The organism is Sulfitobacter mediterraneus (assembly GCF_003054325.1).
GTDB classification, from domain to species: domain Bacteria; phylum Pseudomonadota; class Alphaproteobacteria; order Rhodobacterales; family Rhodobacteraceae; genus Sulfitobacter; species Sulfitobacter mediterraneus.
The window spans coordinates 183,150-196,032 of sequence record NZ_QBKU01000001.1; the positions used below are offsets into that span (position 1 = coordinate 183,150).

The 12,883-nt window shown below is 59.1% G+C and carries 10 protein-coding genes; 4 read left to right on the forward strand and 6 right to left on the reverse strand.

What is annotated here, in order from left to right; translation table 11 throughout:
• Positions 1 to 41 precede the first annotated feature (41 nt).
• From C8N31_RS01060 to C8N31_RS01070, 3 genes are all read right to left on the reverse strand, one after another.
• A complete protein-coding gene (locus C8N31_RS01060; RefSeq protein WP_445515032.1) occupies positions 42 to 1,586 on the reverse strand; it encodes a Y-family DNA polymerase in 1,545 nt (514 codons plus the stop codon).
• A complete protein-coding gene (locus tag C8N31_RS01065; protein WP_025047096.1) occupies positions 1,480 to 2,211 on the reverse strand; it encodes an ImuA family protein in 732 nt (243 codons plus the stop codon). Before C8N31_RS01065 ends, C8N31_RS01060 begins: the two co-directional genes overlap by 107 nt.
• A 160-nt stretch (positions 2,212 to 2,371) precedes the next feature.
• Entirely contained in the window at positions 2,372 to 2,914 is a 543-nt protein-coding gene (locus tag C8N31_RS01070; protein WP_025047097.1) for a MarR family winged helix-turn-helix transcriptional regulator, read from the reverse strand.
• A 216-nt stretch (positions 2,915 to 3,130) separates the two neighbouring features.
• Here C8N31_RS01070 and C8N31_RS01075 point away from each other — a divergent pair, with 216 nt between their 5' ends.
• Complete coding sequence (locus C8N31_RS01075) at positions 3,131 to 5,188, forward strand: DEAD/DEAH box helicase (protein ID WP_025047098.1); 2,058 nt, start codon at positions 3,131 to 3,133, stop codon at positions 5,186 to 5,188.
• A 175-nt stretch (positions 5,189 to 5,363) separates the two neighbouring features.
• Here C8N31_RS01075 and C8N31_RS01080 read toward each other — a convergent pair whose 3' ends face one another.
• From C8N31_RS01080 to C8N31_RS01090, 3 genes are all read right to left on the reverse strand, one after another.
• Positions 5,364 to 6,629: an ABC transporter permease gene (locus C8N31_RS01080; protein WP_107992341.1), complete on the reverse strand. Its 1,266-nt coding sequence runs from the start codon at positions 6,627 to 6,629 to the stop codon at positions 5,364 to 5,366.
• 5 nt (positions 6,630 to 6,634) lie between these two features.
• Positions 6,635 to 7,441, reverse strand: coding sequence for a taurine ABC transporter ATP-binding protein (locus tag C8N31_RS01085; protein ID WP_025047100.1), 807 nt, complete (start codon positions 7,439 to 7,441; stop codon positions 6,635 to 6,637).
• Positions 7,442 to 7,549: 108 nt separating this feature from the next.
• Positions 7,550 to 8,551 (reverse strand): taurine ABC transporter substrate-binding protein, encoded by a 1,002-nt coding sequence (locus tag C8N31_RS01090; protein WP_025047101.1) that lies wholly within the window; start codon positions 8,549 to 8,551, stop codon positions 7,550 to 7,552.
• Between the two features lie 724 nt (positions 8,552 to 9,275).
• Between C8N31_RS01090 and C8N31_RS01095 the strand changes: the two genes are divergently transcribed.
• The 3 genes from C8N31_RS01095 to pdxR all read left to right on the forward strand — a co-directional run bounded on the left by C8N31_RS01095 (position 9,276) and on the right by pdxR (position 12,790).
• Complete coding sequence (locus tag C8N31_RS01095; protein ID WP_025047102.1) at positions 9,276 to 10,667, forward strand: aminotransferase family protein; 1,392 nt, start codon at positions 9,276 to 9,278, stop codon at positions 10,665 to 10,667.
• Between the two features lie 138 nt (positions 10,668 to 10,805).
• Entirely contained in the window at positions 10,806 to 11,069 is a 264-nt protein-coding gene (locus tag C8N31_RS01100) for a YMGG-like glycine zipper-containing protein (RefSeq protein WP_025047103.1), read from the forward strand.
• A 257-nt stretch (positions 11,070 to 11,326) separates the two neighbouring features.
• The gene (pdxR, locus tag C8N31_RS01105) at positions 11,327 to 12,790 is read left to right on the forward strand and encodes a MocR-like pyridoxine biosynthesis transcription factor PdxR (protein ID WP_025047104.1); all 1,464 of its coding nucleotides are present in this window, start codon (positions 11,327 to 11,329) and stop codon (positions 12,788 to 12,790) included.
• Positions 12,791 to 12,883: the final 93 nt, after the last annotated feature.

Sequence of the window (12,883 nt, forward strand, 5' to 3'; positions counted from 1 at the left end):
GCCAATCGCACATTCTGGTGAGGCGCAGGCCGGCCCGCCCCTCACGCAAAAATCCCCTGCATGAACCAGCGCGGATCGCCGCCGCGCCCGTCGCCCAAGATCCCCTCGCGGTAGATCCAGAACCGCCGTCCGTCGCCGACCTCGACCTTGTAGTAATCCCGCAACCGCGTACCGGGGCGGTCGCGCCACCATTCGGGGGCGATCCGTTCCGGCCCCTCGTGGCGGCGCGTCAGATAGGCCACCCGCCGCCAGCGAAACCGGGCGGGCGGGCCTTCGGGCACGGCGTACAGCACCGCAATCTCTTCGGGTGGATCAAGAAGGCGCAAGGGGCGCGCCCGGTCCAGCACCGGCGCTTGCCCCGCCACATGACCCAGCGCAGGCAGGGCATGTTCCACCCGTTCGGGCAGATGGCTTTGCACCCAGGCGGACCAGGTGATCTTGTCCGGCCCCAAACGGGCGGTCAGCCGGTCCAGCAACGCCGCAACATCCCGCTGCGCATCGCGGCGGCCCTCCAGATGGTCCTGTTGCAACGCCAACGGCTCAACCCGCAATGCCTCAAGTGTCAGCAGATCAAAGCCAAAGCCGGGGTCGATCCCGTCCAGCTTGCCCGCCAACAACCGCAACAGATGCGCCGGATCGCGGCTGGCACTGGCCGTGGCCACATCGCGGCTGCGCCATTCGCCATCCACGCGGTAGATCGTCAGCCGCAGCTGCCGCGCGCCCTGCTCCGCCTCGGCCAGTTGCACGCATAAATCCTGCGCCAGTGCCTCAAGATGCGGCAACGGATCAATCACCGGCTCGGGCAAGCGCACCCGTGCCAGCCAATGCCGCGCATCCGCAGGCGCATTCAGCGGATCCGCCGTCCGGCCAAGGGCGCGGTCCAGCAACACCAGCGGATTGATCTCTTCGGCCAACCGATCAAAGCGCCGCATCAACGCCACACGCGGCACCTGCATCAAGGCGCCCAGCGTCTTGAGGCCCAGCCGCTGTAGCAAACGATCTGTATCCGCCCCGATCCGCAGCGCCGCCACCGGCAACGGCGCAAGGCACATCTCAAGATCTTCGACATCACAAATCACCCGACCCGCGCCAAACCGCGCCAACATCTGCGCCGCTCCGCGCGTGGGCGCCATCGCCAACCGCGCGGTCAGCCCCTGCATCTGAAATCTGGTGCCTATATCACGCAGCATCGCGGTCTCTCCGCCAAACAAATGATCCGCGCCGGTCACATCCATCACAATACCATCCGCGCCATCGCGCACCGTCCACGGGCACCAGCGCCGCGCCCAATGGGCGACCCTGTCCAACAGCTTGCGATCCCCCGGTGCATCGGCCTGTTCCACATGCAGATCAGGGTGGATCGCCTGCACATCAACGATCCGTGCGCCTTCCGATATCCCTCGCGCCTGCGCCGCCACACTCACCGCATAGACCACCGGCCCATGACGGCCCGCCTGCGCCAGCACCACGGGCACGGTTTCATCCGGCAACGTCCGCTGCTGCGCGGTGATCCTCCGCCAGCGGTCCATCGCCAGATCGGGAAACCAGACGGAGACGATCCGCGACTGTGCGGGCGCTGCAGTCATAGCCCGCGCTCCAGACCCCCGGCGCACGACCACGGGCGCGAAACAGCTCGGCCTCCCATTGCGGCAAGCCCGGCGCTTGTGGATTGTCCGGATGCATCTGCGACGGCAGGGACGACAACCGCCAGCGTTCGCGGGCCGCCGACAGCGCCCCATGATCGGCAGACCGGATCAGCCAGACCGGCAATTGCGCCGTTTCGGCCCTGAGTGCCAACCGCTTGGTCGCGGTAAAGCTCAGCACCTCGGGGGCGCCATGAATTTCGCCCACCACCGCCGCCAATCCGGCACAGCCTGCGCCCTCTTCCATCGCCCAAAGCACATCGCGCGGATGGCTCACCTCGACCCGCAGGATCGGCCCCTTGAGGCCAAACTGCGCCAGCGCCGGCCCATAAAGCCGCCCGTTTTCGCGCCGCGACATGCGGTCGCTGACCCAAAGCACCGGCGCGGCACTGTCGGGCAAAGCGGCCAGCACAAACCCCGCCGCCGCCGCATCGAACGGACCACCCGCCAGCACATCGCGCAACACCGCAGCCCCCGGCGCGGCGGCATCGCCGGGGCGCGGGACATCCTGAACCAAATGTTTGTGAGACAGGGAAATCACCTGTCCAAAAGGGGAATCGGGCAGCATACATTCCTCCATATGTTCACTATTTGTTCTAATTGAAAAGACAGCATTTGGCGAGAGGGCCAAGCCATTTTCCGCCCATTTTCCGCTAAACCTGCGCAGCCAAAGTGAAATATTACGGCACTGCCGCCTGGCCCTGAAAAACCCAACAGGGCTGCCCCGATCAGTTCCCGCGGCGGATCTGTCCTTCGAGATGATCATAACTGTGATCAATCAACCGTTGCAGCATATCGCTGAACAATACGATCTCTTCTGCGGACAGGGGCGCAAGCACTTCTTCATTGCTGCGCAGCACCTCAGCCATCATGCTGTTGTATACCTTGTCGCCCTCAGCCGTCAGCTCCAGCATCAGCGCACGGCCATCATCTGGATCTTCGCCCGTGACAACCAGCCCTTTGGATTGCAGGGATTTGATCAGGCGGCTGGCCTGACTTTTGTCCATCAGGATAAAATCGGCAATATCGCCCGCCCGCGCCGGCATCCGCGCCTTGATCAGCGCCAAAAGCCGCCATTCGTTCAGACTAAGATCAAACATATCCTCGGACCAAAGATGGCCTTCGCGTTCGCCAATCAACACCAGCCGCCGCAGCTTGAAGGTGATCACGTCCTCAATCGTCAGAACGTCTGGATGCTTGCCGCCCGACCGCAGCATCCCGCCGCCATTTGGCACGGAATCACCCCGCGCCGCGTTAAAATCATCAGACATAAAAAACCTTTCCCACAGGTCTGCGAGATAAAATTACGGCAAAATACCCAAAACCGTTCTTAAAATCCACAAAACAAGGGTCACATTTACCCCACGAAACATAAACACCATGTACAATCACCCTGCAAACCCTTACCGACGCCCCAACCTTGCGCCGGGGCTCTCTGCCTCTGGCCGCCTGCACTGCAGGCTATGCTTTCAGAACAGGATGATCCCTTGATCCAGACCATCGCAGATGCGCTAGCCCAACAGGGCTATGAAACTCTTACCGCCGTTCAGCAGGCCGTGACCGACCCCGCGCTTGCGCAGGCCGACCTTTTGGTCTCGGCACAGACCGGCTCTGGCAAAACTGTCGGATTTGGCCTGGCCATCGCGCCGACCCTTCTGGAAGAGGCCGAACATTTCGGTCCGGCCGCCGCGCCGCTGGCACTGGTGATCGCGCCCACCCGCGAATTGGCCATGCAGGTCAGCCGCGAGCTTAGCTGGCTCTATGGCAAGGCGGGTGCGATTGTCACCACCTGCGTTGGCGGTATGGACCAGCGCACCGAACGCCGCGCATTGGACCGGGGCGCACATGTTGTGGTCGCCACACCGGGGCGTCTGTGTGATCACATCAAGCGAGGCAACATCGACCTGGGCGATCTGCGCGCCGTTGTGCTGGACGAGGCCGACGAAATGCTGGACCTCGGGTTCCGCGACGAGCTTGAGTTCATCCTGTCCGAAGCGCCCGAAGACCGCCGCACCCTGCTGTTTTCCGCCACAGTGCCCGCCGCGATTGCGAAGCTGGCGCAATCCTACCAACGTGATGCACAACGCATCAGCACCGTTGGCGAGGCCAAGCAACACGCGGACATCGAATATCGCGCCCTGAACGTACACCCGCGTGACACCGAAAACGCAATCATCAACGTGCTGCGGTTCTACGAGGCCAAGAATGCCATCGTCTTTTGCAACACCCGCGCCGCCGTAGCGCGGTTGACCGCCAAATTCACCAACCGCGGCTTTTCCGTCGTTGCCCTGTCGGGGGAACTGACGCAATCCGAACGCACCAACGCCCTGCAAGCCCTGCGCGATGGCCGGGCGCGGGTCTGCATTGCCACCGATGTTGCCGCACGCGGGATCGACCTGCCCAATCTGGAGCTGGTGATCCACGCTGATCTGCCGTCCAATTCGGACACGCTGTTGCACCGTTCTGGCCGGACGGGCCGTGCGGGGCGCAAGGGCGTATCGGCCTTGATCGTACCACCCAAGATGAAGACCAAGGCCAATCGCCTCCTCGGGTGGGCCAAGCTCAAGGCAGAATGGGCCGCAGCGCCAACCGCCGCTGAGGTGAACGCCGCGGACGAAGCACGACTGCTGAGCGATGATGCATGGTCTGCCCCGATCCCCGAAGACGCCGAAGCCTTTGTGGCCAATCTGGTGGAACAATTCAGCCCCGAGCAACTGGCGACTGCATTTGTGAACCTTTACCGCGCACGTGCCTCTGCCCCCGAAGATCTGACCGATCCGGGCGCACGCGGCGATGACAAACCGCGCCCTGCCTTTGGGCCGTCTGTGTGGTTTTCGGTCTCCGCAGGTCGCAATGATGGCGCAGAGCCGCGCACCCTGCTGCCAATGCTGTGCCGCTTGGGCGATCTGACCAAAGACGACATCGGCGCGATCCGCGTTCAGCCAAGCCACAGCTTTGTTGAAATTCTGGCATCCTCCGCGACCAAGTTTGTCAACGCCTTGGGGCCGGACATGAAAGCTGAAGGCGGCGCTGTTGTCACCCAGCTCGACAGCCCTCCGGACCTGCCGCGCGGCCCAAAGCCCGGAGGCCCGAAACGCGGCCCCAAACCGGGCGGCAAACCGCATCGCAAATCCTACGATTCCGACGCGCCGTCCGAGCCACGCAAACCGCGCAAGCCCTACCGCGAAGATCCGGTTGCCGAGGTTCGCGCTGAACGCAGTGACAAGCCACGTTTCGAAAAGCCGCGCGGCCCCAAGGGCGAACGCCCGCCGAAGTCTCACAAGACCGACCGCAGCCCGATGAAGCCCGGCGCAAAGCCAAAGCCCAAATCAAACGGCGAGGCCCCCGGCAAGCCCAAGGCCAAGGCCGTTTGGAAGAAAGAGAAGCCAGCATCCGACGCGCCGCGCAAACCCAAGGGTGCACCCAAGAAAGCAGCGGCGGAGCCAAACAGCTACAAGCGCGCAAGCGATCCGTCCAAGCGTTTCTCCCCGCCCAACAAGGTTGGCAAGCAGGGCGGCAAGGCCGGACCAAAGCGCGGGAAATAAGGATGTTCCAACCGGTGGCGGGCTTTTCAAAAGTCCGCACTGCTTTCCTTAAGTAAAACGCGCCTGCATTAAGAAAGCACACATCAAAGAAAAAGCGCCGGAGGAAAGCCTCCGGCGCTTTTGGTGTTCTGTCACCGGAGCTTTCAAAAACTCCGGTGTATTTCGCGGGCTCGGGTCAGCCCTTGCCTTTCCATGGCACGAGATACTTCTCAGCGGCCCGCATCAGCATATCAATGCCAAAGCCGATAACGCCAATCAGGATAATCCCCATGATCACGATGTCGGTGTTCTGGAACTTTGACGCGGTCATGATCATCATACCCGCACCTTGCTCCGCTGCGACCAGTTCGGCGGCCACAACCGTGCCCCAACAAACCCCCATCGCAACCCGCGCACCGGTAAAGATCTCTGGCAGCGAGTTCGGCACAATCACGTGACGCATGATCTGCCATTTGCTGGCGCCCAGTGAATAGGCCGCATGCACCTTGGAGATTTTCACACCAGACACACCGGACCGCGCCGCAATCGCCATGATCCAAAGCGCCGCAAGGAACAGCAGGATAATCTTGCCTGCCTCACCAATACCGGCCCAGATGATCACAAGCGGGATCAAGGCAAGTGGCGGCACAGGACGCATGAATTCCACAATCGGATCAAACCAGCCCCGGAACCAGTTGCTCAGCCCCATGGCATAGCCCAGCGGAATGCCCACGATTGCACCAAGGATAAACCCAACAACAACCCGGAACAGCGAAAAGCCGAGGTGCTCAAGCAGGGTGAAATTGCGGAAGCCCTCTTGCAGGATCTGGATCGAACGCGACCAAACCTGTTCGGGTGCAGGCAAATAAAGCGGCTCCATCTGCCAGCCTTTTGCAGGCTCAAAGTTAGGCGTGCCCTTATCGGACAATGTCACAGCACCATCTGCGGTTTTCACAGTTTCGCCCGGCGCAATCTTCTGGCCGTTGATGGCAATCACCTTGGCGCCGTCCTTTTTGGTCAGCTCGTCATTTTTATCGACCCGCACCAGACCCGTGCGCCACTGCGCGATAGCTATGGAATCGTTCTTGGCAAAACCGTCACCCGGCGCAACTTCGGGCGCCTCAGCCGGTTCACTGCGCGGATGCACAAGAATTGTCACCTCCGCATCATCAGGGGCCTGCCCTTCGACTTGCGCGGTATAGGTAAAGTTGGTGGTCCCCTTAAACGGGCCCGGCGCGTGCAGGAAAGATGGCAACAGACTGGACCCGGTGAAGACGCCCCACATCAGGAAAATCGTCAGGATCGAAATGACCCCCGCCGCGCGGTTCGGTGTGACCGCGCTTTCGTCACCGAAAGTTACAGTTTTCAAAGACGTGTAATCGCGAATGCCTTTTTGCAGCAGTTTGGTCACCACAAAGGCGCTGCCGACAAAGATCGCGACATAGATGATCAGAAAGAAAATGCCGGTCATGCCGCGTCCTCCTTGGTGCCCATGATCTCTTCTTCCATGTCCCAGATCATGTTGAGGATCTCTTCGCGCTTGGGACCGAAATCCTCATGTTTCTTGACTTCTCGCAGGTCGGCATTCACGCCCAGCTCTGCAAACGGCAGGCGGTATTCCTTGTGGATGCGCCCCGGCCGCGGGGCCATCACGATCAAACGCTCTCCCAGTAGCAGTGCCTCTTCGACGGAGTGAGTGATCAGGATGATCGTTTTTCCGGTCTCTTTCCAAAGTTTCAAAACGAGACTTTGCATTTTTTCACGGGTCAAGGCATCAAGCGCGCCCAGCGGTTCGTCCATCAAGATCACATCAGGGTCATTGGCCAAACAGCGGGCCAAAGCCACACGCTGCTGCATCCCGCCCGAAAGCTCGTAAACGGCTTTCTCTTTAAAATCCTGCAAGCCGACCACATCCAGCAGATGGTCAACGATCTCGGCTTTGTCGTTCTTGGGCATGCTTTTCATCGACGGGCCAAAACCCACGTTCTCACGCACGCTCATCCATTCGAACAACGCGCCTTGCTGAAACACCATGCCGCGCTCGGCGTCAGGGCCGGTGATCGTGTGACCATTCAGGGTCATCACACCGGAGGTCGGCGCGAGAAAACCCGCAACGATATTGAGCAGCGTTGTCTTACCGCAGCCCGATGGCCCCAGCACACTCAGCAGTTCGCCCGCTTTGAGGTCAATCGACACATCTTGCAGCGCTTGCACGTGTCCGCCATCCGGCAGATCAAAGCGCATCGACAGTTTATCAATGGAGAGTCCGGTCATAATTCCGCGTCCCACCCCCGTCAGGGATCAAAGGGCAGGGTTTTCCCCACCTCTGTTTCATTGGAAAAAGGGCGGTGCGGCCCTCACGGCCACACCGCCCCTTCTAGATTACATGTCTTTGGCAGCTTCGAGTGGACCAGTGTTTACTGTGCCTTCATAGCTGTCGAGCGCGGAGTCGATGGACCCTGCTTCGACAAACACGTCTGCCACACCCTTCATGAAGGACGCCGCGTTGCCACCAAACCATGCGGCTGACAGCTGCTCTTCTACGGATGGGAATTCAAACGTGGAGATGGATGCTTTGGTCGCATCAACGTCCATGCCGGATTCTTTCGCGATCACAGCGAGCATTTCGTCGCTCTGGTTTGCTTTCCAGTCTGCGTTTGCAGCGGCTGTTACAGCGGCAAACTTGGCAGCTGTATCGCCGTTTTCAGCAAGGAAAGCCGCGGGTGCGGAAGTCACGTCAAACACCAGAATGCCCAGTTCCTGCTTTTCAGCACCGGTCAAAAGGATGTTGCCGTATTCTTTCATCCGCGCGAGGCCACCGCCCCAACCGCAAGCAAAGTCCACTGCGCCCTGGCTGAGTGCCGCTGCGCCTTCTGGTGGCGCCATGTCCACAACCTGCAAGGAAGAGACATCAACACCGAAGTGGCCCATCTGGCGCAGGAAGCCGTAGTGCGCAGCAGTGCCCAGCGGCACGGCGACTTTTTTCCCGGCCAGTTCGCCAGCGCTGTCTTTGTCGATTTCCAGATCAGAGCGGACAACGCAGTTGTCGTTTTCTGAATAGGACACCGCAACGTCGATGATCTGAAGATCCTGACCGCCAGATGTGGCGACAACGAAAGGTGGAACACCCTGCGAGACGGAAATCTGTACATCACCCGAGGCCATCGCCGCAGACATTGCTGTACCGGTTTCGAAAGAAACCCAGTTTACTTTCATACCCAGCGCTTCGTCGTAGGCGCCCGATGCTTTTGCTGCGAGGAATGGCATTGGCCATTCGAGGAAGTAACCGACGGTGATTTCACCGTGACCATCGGCCATCGCGGCCTGACCGGTCATCGCCATTACGGCGCCCGCTACAAATCCTGTTGCTGTCTTCTTGATCATAACAATCTCCCTGTTGATCTTTTGTCCGGCCTGTCCGAGCCGGTTTGTTGGTTAAGTACGCCGGCATGTTTTGCCGGTCTCATTTTGTGATGCATGTGCCCACATGTACCTTAGCACTATGTGGAAAATCTGCGACGATGTCAGTTGGTGTGCGACACCAGCATGTATTTTATCTGCGAATTGGGCAACCTTCTCTGCCGAACTTGCGTTTTGTCACATCTCCCATTTGAGTAATCCAAAAGACGGCTGCTCAAGCGAGAATATCTGACCTGCTAAAATTTTGGCGGGAATCGAGGCCAATAATAAACGTCCACTTCCCACCCCTGCATGAGTCCAGTTGCGCCAAAACAAACCATTGAAATGCCGCAGGGTCAGGAACTGGCCCGATACAGGGGATCATGGCAAAGCGGCGCGGAAGGATACACCCGCCCGCTGCAGTACGGCCTCAATAGATGGCAGGCCCCCTTCATTTACTGGCGCAAAGACCAATGCCCTGATGTGGTTGAAGTCAGCCAACACTGCCGAAGTCAAAGCTGGATCTCACAACAACCTTGCAAGGCCGGACACCCCAACCATCATATTGGACAGCCTTGATTTCTGGCGCTAACAATACGAATGATCTGGCCCTACTTGATTCTGCATTCAAACAGCAAAGATTGACCTAGACAGGCGCAGTGCGTCTTGATTTCATCCACTTAACCCGCGCAACGAAAGGTCTGGCACCATGGACGGCAACTTCAATGAAAACGACATTTCCCGCGTTGTCGAAGCAGACCGCGCGCATATCTGGCATCACCTGAGCCAGCACAAACCCTATGAAACCACCGATCCGCGCATCATTGTCGAAGGCAAAGGCATGCGCGTCTGGGACCAAAAGGGCAAAGAGCACCTTGATGCTGTGTCCGGTGGTGTCTGGACCGTTAATGTCGGCTATGGCCGCGAACGCATCGCCAATGCCGTGCGCGATCAGCTTATCAAACTGAACTATTTCGCCGGATCCGCGGGCTCTATCCCCGGCTCAAACTTTGCCGAGATGCTGATCGACAAGATGCCCGGCATGAGCCGTGTCTACTATTGCAACTCGGGCTCCGAAGCGAACGAGAAGGGCTTTAAGATGGTCCGCCAGATTGCACACAAGCGGTATGGCGGCAAGAAGCACAAGATCCTCTATCGCGACCGTGATTATCACGGCACCACCATCGCCTGTCTGTCCGCTGGCGGTCAGGATGAGCGCAATGCACAATACGGGCCTTTCACCGACGGGTTTGTGCGGGTGCCACATTGCCTTGAATACCGTGCCTTTGAACAAGACGGTGCACCGCAGGAAAACTACGGCGTCTGGGCGGCGGATCAGATCGAAAAAGTAATCCTTGCCGAAGGGCCAGACACCGTCGGCGCCCTTTGCCTTGAGCCGGTGACCGCTGGCGGCGGCGTGATCACCCCGCCCGAAGGCTATTGGGACCGCGTGCAGGAAATCTGCAAGAAATATGACATCCTGCTGCACATCGACGAAGTGGTCTGCGGCGTTGGCCGGACAGGCACATGGTTCGGGTATCAGCATTACGGCATCAAGCCCGATATGGTGACCATGGCCAAAGGTGTGGCCTCTGGATATGCCGCGATCGCCTGTCTTGTGACCACCGAAGAGGTGTTCAACATGTTCAAGGACGATGCCTCTGACCCAATGAACTACTTCCGCGATATTTCGACTTTTGGGGGCTGCACGGCCGGGCCAACCGCAGGTATCGAAAACATGGCGATCATCGAGGATGAAAACCTGCTGCAAAACACCACCGACATGGGCCACCATATGTTGGATGAACTCAATGCGCTGGCGGACAAGCACGCCGTGATCGGCCAAGTGCGCGGCAAGGGCCTGTTCCTTGGCGCCGAACTGGTCGAGGACCGCGACAGCCGCACCCCTGTAGCCGAAGGCCTCGTGCAGCAGGTCGTAGGGGACTGCATGCAACAAGGTGTGATTATCGGTGCGACCAACCGGTCACTGCCGGGCAAGAACAACACATTGTGTTTCTCGCCTGCCTTGATCGCTACAAAGGACGACATCAATCAGATCGTCAGCGCCGTTGACGGTGCGCTGGGCCGTGTCTTTGGCTAAAAAGCACGGGCTGTAGACCACTCAAAACCGCCGGTGCAGTCCGGCGGTTTTTTGCTGCCCTGCCCGTTCTCACCTACCAAAACCGGAACTCTTCCGACCGGTAGACGTTGGCTCCCGTAACCATTTGGGAGAGTAACGATGAAAAAGTTTCTGATGACCGTACCGATGATCGCCGCTTTGGCTGCCTGTAGCGGAACATCCGCCAACCAAGGCGCATTGACCGGTGCAGCCCTCGGCGCGGCGGCGGGCGCGGCTGTATCAAATGACGACGACAAGGTCGTGGGCGCATTGATCGGCGGCGCAGCAGGTGCCGCTGCGGGCAACTACATCGGCAAGACGCAATCGGGCCAATGCGTATATGAGAATTCTGCCGGCCAGCGCTATACCGCTGCCTGCCCCTAAAACGGCCCGGTTCGAAACGTCAAAAACCCCCGGTTGATCCGGGGGTTTTCACATTCACAATATTCAAATTTCAAGAGGTCGAAGAGCGGCAAAGAGATTTCCGCTTCGCGACCATTTTTCCGTTTTTCAATACCAAATGTCTCGATTTGCAGCACATGACTATTGATTATCGGCAAATTTTACGCCACTAGAGGTTCAATTTCGCGCAACCGTAATACCAAATCTGGCCCAACGTAATGCCAGTTTAAAGGATTCAGATGGCTCTTCCGGTCGAAACATTCTTTCTGCACCCGGAATCCCACGGCACCCTGCAACAGCAAATCCAACAGATGATCGCCCAAGGCATTCTGTCTGGCCGGTTTCAGCAGGGCGAAAAACTGCCCTCCACCCGCAAACTGGCACTGCACCTCGGGGTTAGCCGGATCACAGTCACGATTGCTTACACAGAACTTTTGGCAAATGACTACCTGACCTCGAAAGGGCGCTCAGGCTACTTTGTTTCCGAAAACGCGCCCTCTCCGCCGAACTTCAGCCCCACCACGGAAAATCAGGAAGCCGTCGATTGGAACCGCGCCATCGGGCGGCGTTTCGGGGCCAGTGTCGTGCCGGGCAAACCGCAGGATTGGGCCAAATTCCGGTATCCTTTCATCTATGGTCAGGCCGATCCAAATCTGTTTGATCACGCCAATTGGCGGCTTTGTGCGTTGCAAGCTTTGGGGCAACGAGATTTCTCCGCTCTGACGGCGGATTATTTTGATCAGGATGATCCGCAGCTGATCGAATTTATCGCCCGCCACACCTTGCCGCGCCGGGGCATATCCGCGCGTCCCGAGCAGATCCTGATCACCCTTGGTGCACAGAATGCTCTTTGGCTGACAACTCAGGTTTTGCTGACCCAACGTCGCCGCGCCGCGTTGGAAGATCCCTGTTATCCGGCGTTGCGCGATATCCTGTCGCAATCACGTTGCCATGTAACCCCTGTGCGCGTGGATCAAGACGGTCTGCCACCCGATGCCATCCCGCCCGATACCGATGTGATTTTCAGCACGCCCAGCCATCAATGCCCGACCAATGCCACCATGCCGATGGACCGCCGCCGTGCCTTGCTTGAACGCGCCCGAGAGCTGGAGGCCATCATCGTCGAGGATGACTACGAGTTCGAGATGTCCTTTCTCAAATCTCCTTCGCCAGCACTCAAATCCCTCGATACGGATGGCCGAGTTGTTTATGTCGGCAGTTTCTCCAAATCCCTGTTTCCGGGGCTACGGCTGGGTTATCTGGTGGGATCTGAACCCTTCATTCGAGAGGCACGCGCCCTCAGGGCCAGCGTGCTGCGCCACCCGCCCGGCCATATTCAACGCACCGCCGCCTATTTCCTGTCGCTTGGCCATTACGATGCCCTGATCCGCCGGATGGGCACCGCGATGCATGAACGCCGCCGTGTCATGGAAGAGGCGCTGGCCGCCCATGACCTGCAAATCTCGGGCCGGGGCGCTTATGGTGGCTCGTCTTTTTGGATGCGCGCGCCGGACAGGATCAACACGGATGAACTGGCCCGCCGATTGCACCCCAAGGGCGTTTTGATCGAACCGGGCCGCGCCTTTTTTGCCGGTGATCATCAACCGCAAAACTACTACCGTCTCGCCTACTCCTCCATCCCGACCGCCCGGATCACCGAAGGGGTCAATTTGATCGCACAGGAAATGAAGCACATTCACTAGGCTGGCGTTATCCCCCTTTCGGGACTGGACCTAACGCCGCCATCGCGCAAACTTTAGTTTGCAATCAGCCAATTTACGGGATTCGCCCCGCTC